This window comes from Desertivibrio insolitus (genome assembly GCF_017355965.1).
In the GTDB taxonomy this organism is placed as follows: Bacteria; Actinomycetota; Actinomycetes; order Actinomycetales; family Microbacteriaceae; genus JAFIQW01.
Genome location: NZ_JAFIQW010000003.1, coordinates 236,031 through 256,371 on the forward strand (window position 1 = coordinate 236,031; position 20,341 = coordinate 256,371).

Sequence of the window (20,341 nt, forward strand, 5' to 3'; positions counted from 1 at the left end):
CGCTCACCCGCGCCTCGCGAGGTAGTCCTGCCGCGTACCCCCGGCCCCGGCGGGCAGGACGTCCATCGCGCCGATCGCCCGTACCAGGGCGTCGTCCTGTGAGGCGTCGGCCAGCTCGCCCGTCTCGCGGTACCGCTCGATCGCGTGCGCGTCCCACACGTCGCCCGGGGGAGCGGTGAGCGCCTCGCGGCCGACCACGACGACGTTCGGGTCGTCGGGGTATCCGCCGAGCGCCGGCACGAAGTCGTCGTCGTGCTGCAGAGCCACATGGGCGACGTCGGCGGGCAGGTGCACGTCGCCGGACGGACCGCCCGCCTCGAGCACCGCGTTGACGTTGTAGTCGCCACTCGCAGCGAGCAGCGCGGCGATCCGCGCCCCCTGCGAGTACCCGGTGACGTTGACCGGCGTCCCGGAATCGACGCCGGCCTCCTCGAGGGCCGCGACCGTCGCCCGATAGGAGTCGGATGACTCGTCGCCCACGGCCGCGACCGCGTTGCTCTCCCAGTCCCAGGGATTGTCGCCGCCGACGACCGGCGCCTTGCTGTCGGTGCCGGCGACGAACACCTCGACGACCTCGCTGCCGTCCTCCGCGCGGTAGGTCTCCACGCGCACCTGCGCGCCGGCCCCGGGCGGGATGCGGGCGAGCCGATCGGCCACGCCGGTCGGTGCCGTCGTCGCCGTGGCCCCGCCCGAGGGACGCACCGTGACGGGCGCGAGCACCGGGGTCACGGTGCCGGTCGCGACGGCGCGGTTCGGTGCGGAGGGGAGCGGCGCCACGGTCGCGGGCAGCGCGGTCCCCCCATGAGGGAGAGGCGGCGCGAGGGGGGCGCGCATGCCGCGGCTCAGGGCGAGGGCGGCAGCGGGCACGCCGAAGAGCGGCAGCAGCGCGTGCAGCAGGTCCACCCGGGCGGCCGCGTCGTCGGCGAGCGCCCGCACGCCCGCGAGGAAGCGCGGCTCGGCCACCAGTTCCGCGAAGTCTGTGCCAGGCGCCATGGCCGGGGGCACCGCGAGACCCGCCCGCTCGAGCAGTCCCCTCAGCTCGGGCGGCACCGGCACCGGCAGTCCCATCCGGTCGACGACGGCGTTCGCGCCTGCGGCGGGGCGGCTCACGAGCCACGCGGCGAGCGCGGTGAGCGTCCACGCGGCGTCGTGGGCGGACACCTCGGCGAAGTCGTACTGCTCCGCCGCGATCCGCACGCCCTGCGCGAGCTCGGCGGCCTCGACGGCGAGGCCGGGCAGCGTGACGAGCAGCTCGGCGAGCCCGGCCTCGGCGGCGAATGCGGTGGCGGGGGCGTCGACGAACCGCAGCCGCGCGGGGGAGACCTCGAGCTGCGCCGTGCGGGTCGCGGCGAGCGCCTCCAGCACCGCCGACTCCACCTTGTCGAGCTGCGTGGCGACGTGCAGCAGGTCGTCGGTCACGACCGAGACGCCGCCCGTCGTGACCGTGATGTCGCCCGGGGCCGCCATCAGCCGCCCAGGACGGTTCGGCCGGCGAGCGTGGCGCCGCGCGCGTCATCCGCCCGCTCCTCGGCGAGCAGCAGCCGGCGGGCCAGCTCGTCGCGTCGCGTCGCGAACGCCCGCGCGGCGGCGCCCTGCCAGGTCGACGGCACGGCCGGCGTCGACAGCACCGCGCGGTCGAGCGCGGTCACGACCCGGGCGAGCAGTGTCGCCTGCGCGGCGAGGTCGTCGACCACGGCCCGGCGCGCTCCCGCCACGAGTCCATCGGTGATCCCCCCGGTTCCTGCCACCGTTCCATGCTCGTCCGGGACCCCCGCCGACGGGCGGCCGATAGGCGGTCGGTGAAGACCGCCGCCGAGATCCCGACTGGGAAGGAGAGGGGATCTGCGACAGAATCGCGGGGTGGACTTCGACGGGACCGGCGACGAGCGCGCCCGTTTCCGCATCTGCTTCGTCTGCACCGGCAACATCTGCCGCTCGCCGATGGCCGAGACCGTCTTCCGCGCCATCGCTCGCGAGGAGGGGTTCGAGGACTCCGTCGAGGTGACGAGCGCGGGCACCGGCGACTGGCACGTGGGCGAGCGCGCCGACCCCCGCACGCTCACCGCCCTCATCCGCCGCGACTACGACGGGTCCGCGCACCGCGCGAAGCAGTTCGAGCCGTCGTGGTTCGCCGACCTCGACCTCGTCATCGCCCTCGACCGCTCGCACGAACGCGTGCTGCGGGCGTGGGCGCCCACCGAGCAGGAGCGCGCGAAGGTGCACCTGCTCACCGCCTTCGACCCCGACCGCGCCGGGCTCGACGTCGCCGACCCGTACTACTCGGATGATGCGATGTTCGACCACACGCTCGCCCAGATCGAGCACTCGGCCCGCGCGCTGTTCGCCCAGATCCGACCCGCACTACGACAGGGAGCCGCATGACGCTGCCCGACCAGCCCATCAGTCCGCTCGACGGCCGCTACCGCCCGGCGGTCGCCGAGCTCGGGGAGCACCTCTCCGAGGCCGGCCTCAACCGTGCCCGCGTGCACGTCGAGGTCGAGTGGCTCCTCTACCTCACCGGTCACGGCCTCTTCGGCTCGTCGCCGCTGAGCGAGGACCAGGCCCGCGCGCTGCGCGCCCTGGTCGCCGACTTCGGGCAGAAAGAGATCGACGAGCTCGCCACGATCGAGGCGCGGACGCGCCACGACGTCAAGGCCGTCGAGTACCTCGTGCGCGCCAAGCTCGACGAGCTCGGACTCTCGGCGATCGCCGAGCTCACGCACTTCGCCTGCACGAGCGAGGACATCAACAACCTCTCCTACGCCCTCACTGTCAGCGCGGCCGTGCGCTCCGTGTGGCTGCCGCGCCTGCACACGCTGCTCGAGAAGCTCCGCTCGATGGCGATCGAGCACCGCGAGGCCGTCATGCTCGCCCACACGCACGGGCAGCCCGCGACGCCCACCACGATGGGCAAGGAGTTCGCGGTCTTCGTCCACCGCCTCGAGCGGCTGACGAAGCAGATCGAGGAGACGGAGTACGTCGGCAAGTTCAGCGGCGCGACCGGCACGTTCGCCGCGCACGTCGCCGCCGATCCCACCCAGGACTGGCCCGCGATCTCGCGTGAGTTCGTCGAGTCGCTCGGCCTGGTCTGGACGCCGCTGACGACGCAGATCGAGCCGCACGACTGGCAGGCCGGGCTGTACCAGCGCATCAGCCACCTGGGCCGCGTACTGCACAACCTGTGCACCGATATGTGGACCTACATCTCGATGGGCTACTTCACCCAGATCCCGCAGCCGGGTGCCACGGGCTCGTCGACGATGCCGCACAAGATCAACCCGATCCGGTTCGAGAACGCCGAGGCGAACCTCGAGCTCGCGTCGGCGCTGCTCGACAGCCTCGCCGCGACCCTCGTCACCTCGCGCCTGCAGCGCGACCTCACCGACTCGACGACGCAGCGCAACATCGGCGTCGCCCTCGGCCACTCGCTGCTCGCGATCGACAACATCACCCGTGGGCTCGGCGAGGTCGCGCTGTCGCAGGAGATGCTGCAGGCCGACCTCGACACCAACTGGGAGGTGCTCGCCGAGGCCATCCAGACCGTCATCCGGGCCGAGGTGACCGCGGGCACGAGCTCGATCGCGGACCCCTACGCGGTGCTCAAGGACCTCACGCGCGGGCGCCGTGTCGGAGCGGCCGAACTCGCCGAGTTCATCGACGGACTCGACATCTCGGATGCTGCCAAGCAGCGCCTCACGGCGCTGACGCCCGCCGGGTACGCGGGCCTCGCCGCTCAGCTGGTCGACGCGATCGCGCGTCCGGAGACATCCGTCTGATCCTCGGGGTCGAGTGCCGGCACCTCGGGTTCGAGGAGTGCCGGCCTCGGCCGCGGCTCCCACTTCACGAGGGCGATGCCGACCAGGATCAGCAGTCCGCCGAGTGCCTGCGCGGGGGTGAGCGCCTCGCCGAGCAGCAGCCAGCTGTAGAGCGCGGCGGCGACCACCTCGAGCAGCCCCGCGAACGACGCGAGCTGCGAGCCGAGCAGCTCGGAGCCGGCGATGCTCGCCGCGTACGCGAAGCCGGTCGAGAGCACGCCGAGCACGAGTAACGGGATCCACCAGGGGAGCGCGGCGCCCGCGACGTCGACGTCGCCGAACGCGACCGTGAACGGCACGAGCCCGGTGAGACCGACCACCCCGAGCGCGATGCCGCCGATGAGCAGCCCGGCGGAGGCGAGCACGACCGGCGGCAGCCCCTCGCTCGGGCGCCCCGCGACGAGGTAGTAGACCGCGCAGCCGACGGCGGCGATCGCGGCGAAGGTCAGTCCGAGCACGTCGAGGGCGCCACCCGCGGGGGAGACGACGAGGGAGAGGCCGACCATGGCGACGACCGATCCGCCGAGCACGAGCGCCCGCGGCATCCGTCGCGTCGTCGCCCAGCCGAGCAGCACCAGCAGCACCGGCGCGACGTACTCGACGAGGATCGCGGTGCTCACGGGGATGCGCTGGACGGCGGCGTAGTACGCCAACTGCGTCGCGGCGACGCCGACGAGCGCCATGAGGAGGATGCGCGTGCGCCCCTGCCACACGAGCGACCAGCGCCCGCGCAGAGCGATGAGGGCCGGCACGGCGAGCGCGGCGCCGCCGATGATCGAGCGGGCCGTGACGGCGGCGGCAGGGCTCCAGCCGATCTCGAGCAGCGGCTTCGCGAGGGTTCCGGAGAGGCCGAACGCCAGCGACGCGGACACGGCGACGAGCAAACCCGTGGTGGTCTTCGAGCGCACGGCACACCTCCTGTCAGGAGCACGAAACGGTTACGCTCCTGACGGTAGAGTCAGCGCGATAAGGAGTCAAATTGCATTTCGCCCCTGACACGGAGGTGACGCTGGAGTTCATCGTGGCGCTCGCCAACACCGACCCGTCCGCCTCCCGCACGGGCGAGGACGAGCTCGCGAAGCCCGAGCGCCTCACCGAGCTGCTCGACGAGCACCGCTACACGGGACGGCGCGACAACGACGCCGCCGAGCTCGCCGAGGTAACCGCGACGCGCGACCTCGTGCGGCGGATCTGGCGCCTCGAGCGCGACGACGCCGTCGTGGAGGTGAACCGGATGCTCGTCGAGGGCAAAGCCCTGCCGCAGCTCGTGCGGCACGACGACTTCGACTGGCACCTGCACGCGACCGAGTCGGATGCCCCGCTCGCCGAGCGCATGCGGGTGGAGATCGCGCTCGCTCTCGTCGACGTGCTGCGCACCGACGAAATGGGCCGGCTCAGAGTGTGCGCGGCCGACGACTGCGAGGGGCTGCTCGTCGACCTGTCGCGCAACGGGTCGAAGCGCTACTGCAGCGTGCGCTGCGGCAACCGCATGAACATGGTCGCGTTCCGCGAGCGCCAGGCGGGCGAGCCGGGTCAGTGAGCGCGCGGGCCGTCCGGTCCGTCGGAGGGGTCCTCGTACAGGTGCGTGCGGCCGTCGGTGTCGCCGCGCACGGCGAGGGCGAGCATCGCGAAGATCACGAGCGCGACGATGAAGGCGACGCCGCCGAAGATGATGCCGAGCACGAGGTCGCGCGTGACCACCGTGACGACGAAGCCGGTGAACACACCGAAGATGGCGCTGAGCCCGACGAGCTCGAGAGGCCGGGTCTTGTCCCGACGGCGTGGCTCGCTCATGATGCTCCTCCTGCTCGTTCGACCGGATGCTTCCGCGCCCCGCGCACACTGAGCGCGCCGATCGCCGAGTACACGCCCACGATGGCGGCCCACGCGCCGAGCAGCCCGACGCCCACGATGGCGGCGGTGAGCTGGCGGGCGACCCCGTCGGGTCCGCTGAAGTCCTGTGCGAGATCCGGCGGCAGCAGCAGCAGGGCCACCGCGAGCAGGACCGTGAGCGCGCCCGCGCCGATCCACTCTCGGGACAGCGCTGACGTGCGTCGCTCGCGCAGTCCCGCGACGAGTTCCAGGGCCCCGGCGATCAACGCGTAGGCGGTGACGATCGCGAGGAAGACCCCCGTGCCGGCGTCGGCGAACAGCAGGGCGAGGGCGCCGCTCACGATCCCGACGACGGCCTGCACGAGCAGCAGGGTGGCGGTCGACCGGCGAAGTCCCGAGCGCAGCGTCAGCCAGAGCGTCAGGGCCCCGGATGCCACGGCGAACACGCCGAAAGTCACGAGCCCGAGCCGCGCGGAGTGGTCCTGCGAGAACGTGATGACGAGGGCGAGCGCGAGAGCGGCCGCGGCGCGCACGGCGAGCACGCGCCAGTACGCGGACCGCGCGGAAGCGGTGGGGAGGGAGATCGGCACTCGACCATCCCCTTCCGTTCGGGCGCTGCGGGCGCGAGCGCTGCGACAGTCTACTCGCGGCCTCCTGCACGCCGCCGGGGTGCGGCCGGGCGGCGAACGCCCAGGTGCGCCTCGGACGATCGGGACGTGCCCGCCGACCGTATCGCTTCGTTCACCCGCTCCGGACTGCGCTTCGACGTGACCGACGGCGGGCCGCTCGACGGCCCGGTGGTCGTGCTCCTGCACGGCTTCCCCGGCTCCCGTCAGACCTGGTCGTCGGTCGCACCCCTGCTGCACGACGCAGGCCTCCGCACCCTCGCCTTCGATCAGCGGGGCTATTCGCGGGAGGCCAGGCCGCCGAGGCGGAGCGACTACCGAGCCGCCGAGGTCTCCCGCGATGTGCTCGGCCTGATCGACGCCGTCGGTGCCGCGCCGGTGCACCTCGTCGGGCACGACTGGGGCGGCTTCGTCGCGTGGCACCTCGCCGCGGTCGCACCGGCCCGGCTGGCGAGCATGACCGTGCTGTCGACGCCGCATCCACGGGCGATGCTCGCGTCGCTGCCGCGGTCGGCCCAGCTGCTCCGCTCCGCCTACATGGGCTTCTTCCAGCTGCCACGGCTGCCCGAAGCGGCGCTGCGCGGTCGGATGACGCGGATGCTCGAGGCATCCGGGCTGCCTGCGTCCCACGCCACGGAGTACGAGCGATTGCTGCAGGAGCCGGGCGCCCTGACCGGTGCCCTGAACTGGTACCGGGGGATGGCACTGCCGGACCGCCGGGACCGCGGTGCCGCCGGTCGCCCCGTCAGAGTGCCGACGACGTACGTGTGGGGAAAGCGGGACTTCGCGTTGGGCCGGCATGCTGCGGAGCTGACGGAGCGGCAGGTGGCCGCCGGCTACCGGTTTGTCGAACTCGACGAGACGCACTGGCTGCCGGAACTCGCGCCGGAGCGCGTGGCGGCGGAGACGATCGCGCGGGTGCGGGGAGCTCGGGGGTGAGGTGGAATCGCTCCATCCCGCTACGAGCGCGGCGACAGTGGCGCCGCGCATTGCCCAATCGGAACGATTGCGCGACCTCTCCAATCTCCTCGATGGAGACGGTTCGCTGCCAAGTGAGACTGGTAGCGTCCGAGCGAGATGAGGGAGCGGCCGGAGGAACGACCGGGGCGAGGCCGCGGCGTTCTCTTCGGGACCCTCGCCGGCACCATCCTGGGCGCCCTCGTGGCAGGGCCAGTACTGGTCTTCATTCCCGCGACGTTGCCCGGCCTGATCACCGTGGCGTTTTGCACCTCGTACGTGACCGTCACGCTGCTGTGGTCACGGACGCGAGGGGCATTGGTGTCGTCGCTGATCGCCCTCGTCACCGGAGTGATCGTCGCCGCGCTCATCCCTCTGCAACTCGCCACGCTGTGCGCGGTCGTCGCCGCCTTCCTCACCGCGGTCGGGGGTCGGTCGGCGCGGCGGTGATGTGCGACGCCGCGATGTCCCAATCCGGATCGCTTCGTGCGCACCCGTTGCCGGTGTGGCCAGTAGTAACCGCGCATTTCGACAAGAGCTGCGCTCCCGCCGCTTCAATCGCTCCAATCGCTCCAATCGCTCCAATCGCTCGGAGCCTCGGAACAACGAGGACGCCCCGACCCTGCAAGGAGGGATCGGGGCGTCTCGCGTGGGCGGTCAGCCGGCGGCTGGGCTCGGCTCGGGGGCCGGACTCGGCTCCGCCGTCGGGCTCGCTTCTGATGCGGGTGAGGCCTCGGGAGTCGGGCTCGGCGCGGGGGCGGGGCTGGGCTCCGGCGTCGCGGTCGGCTCAGGGGCCGGGGCGGGCTCCGGAGTCGGCTCGGGAGTCGGCTCGGGCGTCGGCGTCGGGGCTGGCTGGGGCGTCGGCGTCGGCGTCGGCGTGGGCTCCGGCGTCGGGCTCGGGCTCGGCTCCGGCGTCGGGCTGGGGCTGGGCGTCGGGCTCGGGGTCGGCGTTGGCTGGGGCGTCGGCGTCGGCGTCGGGCTCGGGCTGGGCGTGGGGGTCGGCGTCGGCTCGGGCGTCGGAGTGGGTTTCGGCGTCGGGCTCGGATCAGGCGTCGGGCTCGGTCCGGGCGTGCGACCGGGTACTGGACCCGTGGCGCCGGAAGCAGGAGTGGGCCCCGCAGCAGGCGGTGCGCCGTTCTCGTACCCGGGTGCGGTCGTGCGCTGCGTGTCGAGGGTCCAGTCGGAGGCAGGTGCGTCGGCTCCCGAAGAGCCCGCCCCCGACCTCGGAGCAGCAGCGCCGTGGTCATGGGAGTGATGCCCCACAACCGTTCCGGCGCCCCCTCCCAGAGCGGAGCCGGCGTACTTCGTGAGCCAGGCGTAGGCGTCGATGGCCTCGATGCCGTTCAGGTGCAGCTCGAAGTGCAGGTGCGGGCCGGTCGAGTTTCCCGTGTTGCCCACGCGGCCCACGACGTCGCCGACCTCGACGGTCTGACCCACCACGAGCGGGACGGACCCGGTCTGCATGTGCGCATAGGTGCTGGTGATCATCTGAGAGTCGATCACGTGCTCGATCACCACGTGCACGCCGAGTCCGCCCTTGTCACTGACCACTCGAACGACCCCGTCGGCGATCGCGTAGACGGGGGCGCCATCGCCCGGCACGAAGTCGGTGCCCCGGTGGAAGCTCGAGCAGCCGGCGCACGGCGCCACCCGGGGACCGAAGTCGCTCGAGACCCGTACGGGGCCGTCGAAGGGCCATCGCACGGGATACTGCGTGGCGTTCAGAAGCTCGTCGACGGTGACGGGTCCTCCCGTTCCGTCGCCGACCAGCCCGTCACCCTCCGGCACCGGCGGAGTCTCGGCCGCGGCGTCCGTCGCCCGCGTGGCGACCGTCAGAGTCGGCATCCAGAGCGCTGCCGGAGCCAGCTTCCCCACAGCTGCACCTCCTGCGCTCACCGCAGGTGCAGAGGGCACGCTGAGCAGCACGGTGAGGCCCACGGCGAGGGCCGTCGCCCCGAGCGACCGGGCGGCGGCTCGCCGCAGTTGGCGACGCTTCCTCTTCGCCAGCTGATCGGCCTCTCTACGCTCCGCCCGGCGGGCGGGCTTCAGCAGGCTCCGGCGCCCGGTCGGCGTCAGCAGCCCCTTGTCTTGGGTGGCCGAAGCGGCAGTACTCGCGGTCATGCCTCCACGGTCGGGCGGCCGCCTTGGGAAAACCTCGCGATCGTTCCGACTGGGGTGCGTGACCGACGGCCTAGGGCACCCGAGTGCCGACAGGCAGCGCCGCCTCGAGCTGTGCGAGGAATGGGCTGCTCTCAGCCTGCTGAGCGTACGCGGCGGTGTCACGGACGCACTCCGGGCACCAATGTCCTCCGGTCAGCACAAGGCGAGGACTTCCTTTGAAGACGTGCCCCTGGGCGCAGGCCCAATCGAGGGGCGTGGCGATGTCACCGACGCGCATGCGGTCGGACAGCACTCGACCGCCTCGGAACCGCGCGGCATCCGCCATGTCGTTCAGCGTCCACTCGCTCTGCTGCTTGCTCTCGTCATAGCCGTGATCGAGGAGGGACGGAGTTCTCTCGGGCCGGGGCGGCCAGAACGTCGACCAGTCTCCGATGGCCTGCCATTCGTCAAGAGACCCGAAGTATGCCGCGATCTTCTCCTCGTCACCGTCGCGGATGAAGGACATCGTGCCGCGAGGCTTGAGGGTGAGCGGCTTGAGCACGAGGTTCTTGACGATCCACGCGGGTACGCGCCCGGCCGCGCGGAGCGCCGGGTTCGCGCGGACCGCGCGTTCGAGGGCAGCGTCGGGGGTGTCCTGCCGGAACGGCACGAGCTCCTCGAGGCGGTCGGAGTCGGTGTACCACTGGCCGTGGAAGTTCCGGGTCGCGAACCAGTTGCGGTCGTACCAGCGCTTCACGTCCTTGACGCCGAGCGCCCCGGAGATGCGCAGCTGCAGCTCCCAGTTGGTGAGGCGCCACCTCTCGCCACCGCCGATGTTGTAGATGCCGCCCCAGAACTCGTCGGGCACGTCGTTGCCGCAGACGTTCACCATGAGGCGGGCCGCGTCCTCGACGGACACCCATTCCATGACGCCGCCGAAGGGCGAGTGAGTCATGATCGGGTCGCGGATCTCGAGCACGCCCGGGTGGAAGATGCCGGTCTGCCGGAGCCACGCCCACTTCGGCAGCCCGGAGTCGACGAGCGCTTTCTCGGCGATGATCTTGCTCTGCCCGTATTCGTCGTACCTGGCGACGCGGAGCGGATCCCCCACTCGACCCCAGTGGTGGGGCGGATTGCGGTCGCCCGTTTCGGCGATCGTGCCGATGCCGACCACGGCGACCGCGGAGGGGTCGGGCTGGGCATGTACCGCGCGGATGATGTTCCGCATGCTGCCCACGTTCACCCGATGGGCGAGTTCGGGGTGCTCGTCCGCGAAGGGCGAGACCACCGCTCCCACGTGCAGCACGTAGTCTGCGCCCTTCACGCACGCCTCGACCGCGGCGTAGTCCGTCAAGTCGCCGAACCGCACCTGCAGGTTCGGCATGCCTTCGAACGCGCGGATCGCCGCGATGTCCTTCCCCGTCGGCAGCACGAGTGCCACGACGTCGAACTCGTCGGCGCGCTCGGCGAACTCGCGGAGGATGTAGCGCCCCCAGTTGCCGGCGGCACCGGTGAGGAACACACGCTTCTTCTCAGTCACTCAGACGCCCCCGCAGCCGATCCGCGTCGCCACCGTGAAACGCTGCGCGAAGCGTCGTCGTGGCGGTGCTCACCCGACGGTCCTCGGGGCCTTGCTCGCCTCGATGAGCTGCTCCAATGCCTCGATCGGGATCGCTCCGCCCAGGAAACCGAGGAACTGCTTCATCGGCATCGACTCGACCATCCGCAGCTGCTCCTGCTGGTCGGCCGCCTGTGCGCGCTGCTCCTCGCTCATCGCCGCCGTCATCCCCTGCATGAGGGCCGGTCCTGCGATCGGGTGCGCGAACCAGTCCCCGACGGTCGAGTCGAAGGAGAGCTCAGGGATGATCACGTCCCCGACGATCTGCACCGCAACTTCGGCGAGGACGGTGGCGGCGTCCTGACCGAGCTGGACCCGGTACTCACCCGGGGCGACTACCCAGCGCTGCAGCTCTACGTCCCAGTACGCGAACGAACGGCGATGGAGAGACAGTTCGACGACCCGGCTCTCTCCCGCCTCGAGCGCGACCTTCTTGAACGCCCGCAGCTCTCTCGCCGGGCGGCGCACCGGTCCCGCCTGTGTCGCCACATAGATCTGGACGACGTGCTTGCCCGCGCGCGAACCGGTGTTCGTCACGGTGACGGTCACCCTCGCGGTGTCGTCGCCAGTGATCTCGGCGGAGAAATCCCGGCTGTCGAACGTCGTGTAGCCGAGGCCGTGGCCGAACGGGTAGCGCACGTCGGTGCCGACGGTCGAGTAGCCCCGGTAGCCGACCATGACACCTTCGCCGTACCGGACGTGACCCTGCTCGCCCGGGAAGTTCAGGTAGCTCGGCACGTCCTGCAGACGAAGCGGGATCGTCTCAGCGAGACGGCCGCCGGGCTCGGCGATTCCGAACAGGATGTCCGCCAGGGCCGTGCCTCCGGCCTGCCCGAGCAGGAACCCCTCGAGAATCGCATCGACGTCGTCATGCCAGCCCTCGAGCGAGACGACGCCACCGTTGCTGAGTACGACGACCGTTCGCGGTGCCACCTGGGCGACCTCGCGGATGAGGGCGACCTGCGCCGCGGGAAGGGCGATGTCGGAACGGTCGAAGCCCTCGGACTCGTCCTTCTCCCCGAGGCCGGCGAAGATCACCGTCACGTCGGCTCCGGCGGCCGCCTTTGCGGCTTCAGCGCGGAGCGCGTCCTGATCACCGCGGTCGTCGATGGAGAATCCAGGCGCGTAGACCACCTCGATGTTCCGTGCTTGCGCGTGTGCCTTGATGGCGTCGAGAGGCACGTCGACGCGGGTCGGCCGGATGTGGGAGCTGCCTCCTCCTTGGAAGCGGGGCTTCTCGGCGAACTCGCCCAGCACAGCGATCGTCGCCCCGACGCCCTCCAGGGGAAGCACTCCCGCGTCGTTCTTGAGCAGCACGGCGCTCTCCGTGGCGAGGCGGCGGGCGAGGGCGTGATGAGCGTCTGCATCGAAGGTGTGGTCGTTCTTCGGCGCGAGCGCGGTGAGGGCGACGACTCGGCGGACGGCTTCGTCGACGACTGTTTCGTCGAGCGCTCCGGAGCGCACCGCGTCGATGATCTGCTGGTCCGTGCCTCCGCCGGAGCCGGGCATCTCCAGGTCGAGCCCCGCCGCGAGGGCCGCGACGCGGTCGCTGACGGCACCCCAGTCCGACACGACGGCGCCCGCGAAGCCCCACTCGCCGCGGAGCAGGTCGGTGAGGAGCCAGCGGTTCTCTGAGGAGTAGACGCCGTTGATCTTGTTGTACGAGCACATGACGGTGGCCGGATTCGCCTCGGTCACGATTCGCTCGAACGCCGGGAGATAGATCTCGCGGAGGGTTCGGTCGTCGACGTCGGCGCTGACGCGCATCCGCTCGGTCTCCTGGTTGTTCGCGGCGAAGTGCTTCACCGAGGCCCCGACGCCGGCGCCCTGCTGGCCCCGCACGTGAGCTGCCCCGAGGGCACCGGACAGCAGCGGATCCTCGCTGTAGTACTCGAAGTTCCGCCCGCAGAGGGGGGAGCGCTTGATGTTGACTCCGGGGCCGAGGAGCACGCTGACGCCGAGCGCTCGCGCCTCGCGTCCTACGGCTGCACCGACCTCCTGTGCCACCTCGGGGTCCCAGGAGGATCCGACCGCGACCGCCGGCGGGAAGCACGTCGCGGGAACGCTTTCGTTGATGCCGAGGTGGTCCGCTTCCCCTTCCTGCAGGCGGACCCCGTGGGGTCCGTCGGTGAGCACGATCGAGGGGATGCCCTCGTCCTCGACCGATTTCGTCGACCAGAAGTCGCGACCTGACAACAGGGACGCCTTCTGCTCGAGGGTCAGCGTGGACGGGTCGAAGTTCGTCATCAGCGGGCCTCTTCGAGGGTCAGTGCGCGGCGGAAGTCATCCTCGAGCGTCGGCGGCGCTCCCGGGATGTACTGCATGACGACGGCGAGGGACATCGCTGCCGCCTCCGGTGACTTGCCGTCCAGTGGGATACCGGGGAAGTGCGTCTGGAACACGTCCGTGATCTGCTGCCAGACGGCGGGATCGTCAGCCAGCGTCGCAAGCGGCGTGTCCATCGTGTACTGGGGTCGTTCGAGCTCGGGCACTTCGTAGTGCCACGAATGCGTGCCCGCACCCGCCTCTTCGATACGTCCTTCAGGATGCAACGGCAGTTCGACGACGGCCGTGACGCCGTCGGGCACCAGGACGTCGAGCCGCATCTCCCCGCCGTCGAGGCGCCAGGTCACCTCGGCTCGTCCATGGACGGTGTCGTGAGCGACGCGGGCGTAGGTGAGGCCACCGCCGGGCTTCGGGGCGATTCGGATGCGACGGTAGCCGGGCTCGAGGGCCGACAGCCCGCCAACGACGCGGTGCAGCCAGTCCGAGACGGCGCCGAGCGCGTAGTGATTGAGCGAGGTCATGCCGGTCGAGTTGAGGGTGCCGTCGGGGAGCACCGAGTCCCAGCGCTCCCAGATCGTCGTCGCCCCCATGGTCACCGGGTAGAGGAAGCTAGGGCGCTCCTTCTGCATCAGCAGCAGATACGCCTCGTCGAGGTGACCGGTGCTGCTGAGGGCATCCGTCAGCAGCGGTGTTCCGGCGAATCCGGTGGAGATCTTGTAACCGGCCTTCGCGACGAGCGCGGCGAGCCGCGCTCCGGCGGTCCGGCGCTGCTGCTCGCTGAGGATCCCGAAGGTGATGGCAAGCGCGTACGCGGTTGCGGACTCGTTCACGACGCGGCCGTTCGGGCTCACGTATTCATCGAGGAACGCCAGTCGGACTCGATCCGCGAGTGCACGGAACTCGACGCCGTCGTCACGCTTGCCGAGGAGCTCGGCGGTCTCCGCCATCTCAGCTGTGGTCTTGCACAGGTAGGCGGACGCGACGAGATGCCGATCCGTCTTGCCGCCGGCCGGATTGTCGACGGGGGCGTCGGGGTCGAGCCAGTCGCCGTACTGGAAGCCCGAGCTCCAGAGTCCGTTCTCGTCGAGCAATCCCGCGACCTGCCGGATGAACGTGGCCATCGAGTCGTAGCTGTGCCGGAGGATCTCGAGGTCGCCGTACTCGCGGTACATCGCCCACGGGAGACTGACCGCCACGTCGCTCCAGAGGGCCGTAGGAGAGGACGGGTTGGGAAGGATGTCGGGGACGACCCAGGGCACGAAGCCCTTCTCCTTCTGCTCGACGTGCAGATCCTCGAGCCAGGAGCCGAGAACTCCTCGGACGTCGTAGAGGAAGCTCGCGGTCGGCGCGAACGCATTGATGTCACCGGTCCAGCCGAGGCGCTCGTCGCGTTGCGGGCAGTCCGTCGGAACGCCGACGAAGTTGCCCCGCATCGACCACACGCTGTTCTCGTGGAGACGGTTGATGAGCGGGTCCGAGGTCTCGAACCAACCGGTACGCCGCATCTCGCTGTGCACTACGACGGCGCGGAGTGCGTCAATGGTGAGCTCGCCCGGCCAGCCGTCGACCTCCACGTAGCGGAACCCGTGGAAGGTGAACCGCGGCTCCCAGGTCTCCTCCCCGCCGCCGCGCAAGGTGTAACGGTCGGTGGCAGCGGCAGTGCGGTTGGTCTCGACCTCCAGCTCACCCGCCGGGTTCAGCAGTTCCGCGTGTCGCAGGGTCACGGTGCGGCCGGTATCGCCTGTCACGGTGAGCCGCACCCACCCGGAGATGTTCTGCCCGAAGTCGACGATCGGGTTGCCTGCCGCATTCGTGAGGATCTCGACGGGTGCGAGTTCCTCGATTCGCCGGATGGCGGGACCGGACGGTTCGATGAGGGCGTCGAGGTTCCAGTCGAACAGCTGTGCGGCGCTCCAGCCGGCCGCGTCGAATCCCGGCTGAGTCCAGCCGGTCGGTTCCAGCCGTGCGTCGAAGGTCTCGCCGTCGTAGATGCTGTTGCCTCGGACCGCACCGGCACCCACGGAGAACTTCTCGTCGGAGCCGATGATCTCGGTGCGGTCGTCGTACTCGAGCTGGAGCTGCAGGAACAGCGCGGGTCGGTCGCTGTAGTGCTGGCGCTTGTTCTCCCACCCGAGTCGTCCGACTGCCCAGCCCTCGCCGACGACGGCACCGAGGACGTTCTCCCCGTTCCTCAGCAACGCGGTCACGTCGTGAGTCGTCACGTTGAGGCGGTGGCGGTAGGAGGTCCAGCCGGGAGCGAGGACGTCCTCGCCGAGGCGGGCGCCGTTGAGATGAGTTTCGACGATGCCCAGTGCGGTGACCTGCAGGACCGCGCGGCGCACGTCCCCCTCCGTCTGGAACTTGCGCCGGAAGTAGACCGCCGGGTCGCCTTCCTGCGCGGGCTCGGAAGCACTGATGAAGGACGCGCGCCACGTGGTTGCTGCCACTTGAGATACCTCTCGGAGATTCGAGCGAATTGAGCCGACGACTGTCAGCGGACGGACTTGATGCGGAGGACGACGAGGCCGCCCAGCAGTGTGATCGCGGCCGCGACGACGTACAGCAGGGTGTAGTTCTTCGCGTCGCCGACAGCGCCGATCGCCAGGAACAGCGGAGCGATGAGAGGCGCGACGGCCTGCGGAATGGAGGTTGCGAAGCCGGTGATGCCCATGAAGCGGCCCGCGTCGGTGTCGCGCTCAGGAAGCACGTCGAGCAGGAGCGCCTGGTCCACGGCCGAGAACGCACCGATCCCGACGGACGTGAGGAGCGAACCGACGAACAGCAGCGGCAGGTCGGGGGCGAAGGCCATGAGGACCGCTCCTGCGGCGAACACGGCCCCGCCGGCGAGCACGAAGAGTCGGCGGCGCCGCAGGCGGTCGGAGAGGAACCCGCCACCGATCGCGCCGACCGTCACCGCGAGGATGCCGACCGCTCCGAGGGTGCCGATGAGTCCGGCGACGTCGGTGACGGCGACGCCCAGCTTCGAGGCGAAGAAGAACGCAGTGAACGTCGTGTTCAGGGTGAGACCGAAGTAGAAGAGGAAGCGCCCGAGCCAGTTCCACGAGAAGTCGGGGTATCGGCGGGGGTTGTAGAGGTACTTACCGAGCAGCGTGACCGCGTTCAGCTTGTCTCCGAAGGTGTTTCCTCGGCTGTCGTCCTCGTGAACCAGCGTGACGAACAGCGTCACGAACACCACTCCGACGATGCCCGGGAGGATGAACAGGAGGACGTTCTGCGTCGTGAACGATCCGGCGATGATCACGCCGAAGACCGGCGCGATCTGAGTGGCGAAGCCGGTGAGGCCGGCGACCTTGCCACGCTGGGACTCCGGCAGCCGGTCGGCGGTCGAGATCTGGAGATTACTGAGCACCTGACCCCAACCGAGCTGCGCGAGGATCCAGCCGAGCCCGAGAACGGGCACCGTGGGGGCGAGTGCCATCACGAACAGCGAGATGACGCCGACGAACATCCCCGCGATCATCCAGGGGCGCCGCCGGCCGATCCGCGTACGGGTGCGGTCGCTGAAGACGCCGAAGAAGGGGCTCGTGAGCATCACCACGAACGCGCCGGCGCCGGTGATGTAACCGAGGTACTCCTCGTGGCCCGGTGCCAGTTCCTGCACGCGGATCGCCAGGGAGATCGCCAGCGGTGTGATGAACGCCACGAACACACCGAACTGAGCGAGAACCATCAGCCAGATGTAGCGAGCCCCCACTTTCGGGACCTCGGGGGTCTCGGCGACCCGACCTCCATTCGGCGGCTCCTCGGTCGTGGAACTGGCGATGGGGAAAGCAGTAGCTGGAGGCGTGACGTGGAAGTTGTCGTCGCGAGTGCTCAAGGGGACTCCATTGTCGAAGGCGAACTAGCGCGGGCTAGCAATGGAGGCGATGCTAGCGTTGGCAACTAGCACGCGCAAGTAGCCGCTGCGTGAGGATGGAGGACGAGCACGGTGGCTCGATCAGATCTCTCGCACCGACGCGTCACTGCGGCCGACATCGCGCGGTCTCTCGGAGTCTCGCGAGCGACGGTGGGCTTCGTGCTCAACGAGACGGCCGGTCAGACGATCTCGGAGCAGACGAAGAAGCGGGTGCTGGACGAGGCGCGGCGACTCGGCTACCGCCCGCACACAGCCGCGCGAGCCTTGGCGAGCGGGCGCAGCCGCATCGTCCTGGCCGTTCTCCCCGATTGGCCACTCGATTTCAGCCTGCGGCGGCACCTGGAAGAGGCGTCGCTCGTTCTCGACGAAGCGGGCTACAGCTTCATCACCTACACGGCGCATCCCACGGGACAGGCGCGACCGCTCTGGGAGACTCTGGCGCCCGACGTGGTGCTCTCGGTCACCGGACGCTTCACAAGTGAGCAGATCGCCTCGCTGCGCGCCGCCGGCATTCCGGCGATCGTCCCGAACCCGGACGACCTCGGTGCGGAGGAGTACCCCGAGGAGGGTCCACTGCTCCAGATGACGCACCTCGAGAGCCTCGGGCATCGCAGGGTCGCATTCGCCGAATCTGCTGACTCACGGATCGCCGATCTGGTCGCCACCCGGCGAGCGCGAGCGGAAGGGGCCGCGAAGGTTCTGCAACTGGCCCCGCCGCTCACCCTCTCGGTCAGTCTCGACCCGGGTTCCGCTGAAAGTGCCCTGGACGAGATGCTTCGAAGAGGCATCACTGCCGTCGCCGCCTACAACGATGATGTCGCCGTCGCCTTGGTGGGCGCGGCACTGAGACGTCGACTCGACGTGCCACAGGACCTGTCCGTGGTCGGTCATGACGACGCGCCCGTCGCCGCCATCCTCGAGCCGCAGCTTTCGACAGTCCGTGTCGACACTGCCGGGCTCGGCCGGTACATCGCCGCGCTCGCCCTGAGCGCCGCCGAAGGCGCTGCTGCTCCCTCGATGCCGCCGGAGACCCGCGCCGAGCTGGTGGCTCGGGCATCGACAGGGCCGGCTCCGAAGCGCTAGCCCCGGCGCGGCCCGCCGCTTGATTGGGCCGTGAAGACTGGCGTCAGACGCGTCTGAGGGACGCGGCTTTCTGTCCGAACAGCATCAAGACTCCGCCCGCGACCCCGTCGGTCCTGCTTGAACACCGAAGGCGGCAGCGAAAGCGATGGCTCGGGAGCGTGAGAGGGCAGTCGACGAACGAGAGTGGCGTCGAGATCTGGAACGACAGTCAACAGAGCCACCACCACTGCCAACTCGAGCACCGCCTCAGGGACAGACATGGAGCCGCTGAAGTCTTAGTGGAGCGCTCCCCTTCCCGGGCGTCTGCCGCGAACCAGCGAAGCAGTATGGGCGGCGGGCAGGACCACGATGGTGAACGCTTCTGCCCACGTGAGTAGCGAGGGGTTTGGTGGGCGGGCGGGTCAGTAGCGTGCGCAACGATCTGATCTTCAGGAGGTCTTCAAATAGCGGGCCCGGAAGGCGGCAGGCGATTGCGTCTTCCGCTGCCGGAGCTCGCCCCCGTTGCGCCGATCGCCTCCGCGGGCGAAGCGGTCCCTACTGCGGCCGGTAGACGACGGAGCAGACACGAGCAGGCGACTGCATCGTCGCCCCAATTGCGAGCATGCGGCCAGTGAACCCGGACGCTACCTCGGTCGATAGATACCGACCATCGAGCCGCCCGAGCTCGCGCGTCTCGGCTCCGAGTCGTACGGACAGGACGATATCGTCGGGGCCAGCCTGACCCAGAGGGACCGAGGGCGTCGCTGGGGGCACCGATTCGATCACCAGCGTCACGGAATCAGCCGTCATCTCTGCGGAAGCAAGCGTGTGCCGGACGTCACCCATTTGTGCGCGCGCAGTCACTCGGCCCTCGTCGAGTTCCAGGCCGTACCAGTGGCGGTCGTCGAGACGGAGCGAGAACGAGCCAGCGCCCTCGACGACCGCCTCCGCGCGCCACCCGAGGTCGCGCACACGAGTGCACAGCAGTGCCGATGGCGCTGTCTGCAGAGCCAGCCCGCTCGCTCCGCGACGGAACACAAAGGAAGAGGGTTCCCCGCCTGGAACCACCCAGCGGAAATCGAGTTGGTCGGAGGAGAAGTCGTCTGTCCAGCTGAGATCCATTCGCGGCACGTCGAACCGCGACTCCTCGAAAACCGGCCAGCCATCCACCCAGCTGATTCCCGCAAGAAAGGTCTCGCGGCCAAGCACGTGGAACCCGGGCGTAGAGCCTCGCGCTCGTGCGCCGAGATAAACCGCTGCCCAATCACCGTGCTCCGTCTGAACGAGGTCAGCGTGACCCACGTTCTGAACCGGGTGCGTCACGGTGCTGCGGTGGGAGAAGATCGGGTTCGCCGGACAGGCCTCGAAGGGTCCCCACGGGTGGGGCCCGCGAGCGACGGTCACGGAGTGTCCGCGCTCGGTTCCACCTTCGGCGAGGACGAGATACCACCGGTCGGCGATTCGATAAAGGTGCGGACCCTCTGCCGCATCGAGCCCGCTTCCCTGCCAGATGGGATAGGGGGCGGCGAGGAGCTCGCCGGTAGCGAGGTCGATCGGTGCCTGCAGGATGCCCGTCTCGACGACGAAATCCATCGCCTTCCAGGTGATGAAGCAGGTTCCGTCCTCGTCCCAACAGAGGTCAGGGTCGATGCCAACAGCATCAGGCACGAAGGTCGGTTCGCTCCAAGGCCCTGACGGATCCACTGCAGACACAATGAGCTGTCCGGCAGCAAAGTCGCTCACGTTGGTGGTCACGTACCAAAACCGACCGTCGCGGTGCCGAAGGGTGCCGGCGTAGATGCCCGTCGACGGCCGGTCATCGCCGCGCCGGAACTGGCTGCGCCGAGTCAGGATGTGCCCAAGCTGAGTCCAGCTCACGAGGTCAGTGCTGTGGAACAGAGGAACGCCGGGGAAGTACTCGAAGCTCGAGTTGGCGAGGTAGTAGTCGGCGCCTACCCGACAGATGGTCGGGTCAGGGTAGAAGCCAGGGAGGATCGGCTCCTCGGCGGCTGAGAGAAGGCGTTGGTCCCCCTGCCGCAGCGCTTGATTGCGAGAACTTGCGCCGAGAGCGCCAGGCGTATCAGAGAGCGCTGGGCCGGAGTGGGTCTCGTGGGTAGTAGTCACGAAGTAGAAGTCCTGTCTCGAGTGTGGGACGTTTGGAGGCCAG

17 protein-coding genes are annotated in these 20,341 nt (G+C 69.8%); 6 read left to right on the plus strand and 11 right to left on the minus strand.

All coding sequences use genetic code 11. The annotated features are described in order from the left end of the window. Nucleotides 1–3: 3 nt before the first annotated feature. Entirely contained in the window at nt 4–1,467 is a 1,464-nt protein-coding gene (locus JUB10_RS07915; protein WP_207455268.1) for a hypothetical protein, read from the minus strand. Continuing rightward, a complete protein-coding gene (locus JUB10_RS07920; protein WP_207455270.1) occupies nt 1,467–1,748 on the minus strand; it encodes a hypothetical protein in 282 nt (93 codons plus the stop codon). The genes JUB10_RS07915 and JUB10_RS07920 overlap by 1 nt, the downstream gene beginning before the upstream one ends. Before the next feature lie 193 nt (nt 1,749–1,941). Between JUB10_RS07920 and JUB10_RS07925 the strand changes: the two genes are divergently transcribed. Next, nucleotides 1,942–2,382, plus strand: coding sequence for a low molecular weight protein-tyrosine-phosphatase (locus JUB10_RS07925; RefSeq protein ID WP_207456023.1), 441 nt, complete (start codon nt 1,942–1,944; stop codon nt 2,380–2,382). After that, the gene (gene purB / locus JUB10_RS07930; protein ID WP_207455272.1) at nt 2,379–3,776 is read left to right on the plus strand and encodes an adenylosuccinate lyase; all 1,398 of its coding nucleotides are present in this window, start codon (nt 2,379–2,381) and stop codon (nt 3,774–3,776) included. Before JUB10_RS07925 ends, purB begins: the two co-directional genes overlap by 4 nt. On the opposite strand, the gene JUB10_RS07935 is transcribed toward purB, so the two are convergent. After that, nucleotides 3,734–4,723: an EamA family transporter gene (locus JUB10_RS07935; RefSeq protein WP_207455274.1), complete on the minus strand. Its 990-nt coding sequence runs from the start codon at nt 4,721–4,723 to the stop codon at nt 3,734–3,736. The genes purB and JUB10_RS07935 overlap by 43 nt on opposite strands. A gap of 71 nt (nt 4,724–4,794) precedes the next feature. On the opposite strand from JUB10_RS07935, the gene JUB10_RS07940 reads away from it, so the two are divergent. Further along, nucleotides 4,795–5,355 carry a CGNR zinc finger domain-containing protein gene (locus tag JUB10_RS07940; RefSeq protein ID WP_207455276.1) on the plus strand — a complete coding sequence of 187 codons (561 nt, stop codon included), beginning with the start codon at nt 4,795–4,797 and terminating at the stop codon, nt 5,353–5,355. Here the strand turns inward: JUB10_RS07940 and JUB10_RS07945 are convergent. Next, nucleotides 5,349–5,609: a hypothetical protein gene (locus tag JUB10_RS07945; RefSeq protein WP_207455277.1), complete on the minus strand. Its 261-nt coding sequence runs from the start codon at nt 5,607–5,609 to the stop codon at nt 5,349–5,351. The genes JUB10_RS07940 and JUB10_RS07945 overlap by 7 nt on opposite strands. Continuing rightward, complete coding sequence (locus JUB10_RS07950; protein ID WP_207455279.1) at nt 5,606–6,238, minus strand: DUF308 domain-containing protein; 633 nt, start codon at nt 6,236–6,238, stop codon at nt 5,606–5,608. Before JUB10_RS07950 ends, JUB10_RS07945 begins: the two co-directional genes overlap by 4 nt. Before the next feature lie 126 nt (nt 6,239–6,364). Here JUB10_RS07950 and JUB10_RS07955 point away from each other — a divergent pair, with 126 nt between their 5' ends. Next, a complete protein-coding gene (locus JUB10_RS07955) occupies nt 6,365–7,213 on the plus strand; it encodes an alpha/beta fold hydrolase (protein WP_307859151.1) in 849 nt (282 codons plus the stop codon). 138 nt (nt 7,214–7,351) lie between these two features. Continuing rightward, nucleotides 7,352–7,681 (plus strand): hypothetical protein, encoded by a 330-nt coding sequence (locus JUB10_RS07960; protein WP_207455280.1) that lies wholly within the window; start codon nt 7,352–7,354, stop codon nt 7,679–7,681. Between the two features lie 207 nt (nt 7,682–7,888). On the opposite strand, the gene JUB10_RS07965 is transcribed toward JUB10_RS07960, so the two are convergent. From JUB10_RS07965 to JUB10_RS07985, 5 genes are all read right to left on the minus strand, one after another. Then, on the minus strand, nt 7,889–9,352 hold the full coding sequence (locus JUB10_RS07965; protein ID WP_207455282.1) for a M23 family metallopeptidase: 1,464 nt from the start codon (nt 9,350–9,352) through the stop codon (nt 7,889–7,891). A 70-nt stretch (nt 9,353–9,422) separates the two neighbouring features. Further along, on the minus strand, nt 9,423–10,871 hold the full coding sequence (locus JUB10_RS07970) for an NAD-dependent epimerase/dehydratase family protein (protein WP_207455289.1): 1,449 nt from the start codon (nt 10,869–10,871) through the stop codon (nt 9,423–9,425). 69 nt (nt 10,872–10,940) lie between these two features. After that, the gene (locus JUB10_RS07975) at nt 10,941–13,196 is read right to left on the minus strand and encodes a glycoside hydrolase family 3 C-terminal domain-containing protein (protein WP_207455298.1); all 2,256 of its coding nucleotides are present in this window, start codon (nt 13,194–13,196) and stop codon (nt 10,941–10,943) included. After that, nucleotides 13,196–15,682, minus strand: a complete 2,487-nt coding sequence (locus JUB10_RS07980) for a glycoside hydrolase family 78 protein (RefSeq protein ID WP_207455299.1) — start codon at nt 15,680–15,682, stop codon at nt 13,196–13,198. Before JUB10_RS07980 ends, JUB10_RS07975 begins: the two co-directional genes overlap by 1 nt. A gap of 44 nt (nt 15,683–15,726) precedes the next feature. After that, nucleotides 15,727–16,926 (minus strand): MFS transporter, encoded by a 1,200-nt coding sequence (locus JUB10_RS07985; RefSeq protein ID WP_207455300.1) that lies wholly within the window; start codon nt 16,924–16,926, stop codon nt 15,727–15,729. A 258-nt stretch (nt 16,927–17,184) separates the two neighbouring features. Here JUB10_RS07985 and JUB10_RS15040 point away from each other — a divergent pair, with 258 nt between their 5' ends. After that, a complete protein-coding gene (locus tag JUB10_RS15040) occupies nt 17,185–18,195 on the plus strand; it encodes a LacI family DNA-binding transcriptional regulator (protein WP_207455302.1) in 1,011 nt (336 codons plus the stop codon). Nucleotides 18,196–18,729: 534 nt separating this feature from the next. Here JUB10_RS15040 and JUB10_RS07995 read toward each other — a convergent pair. Next, nucleotides 18,730–20,298, minus strand: a complete 1,569-nt coding sequence (locus JUB10_RS07995; protein ID WP_307859152.1) for a glycoside hydrolase family 43 protein — start codon at nt 20,296–20,298, stop codon at nt 18,730–18,732. Nucleotides 20,299–20,341 lie beyond the last annotated feature (43 nt).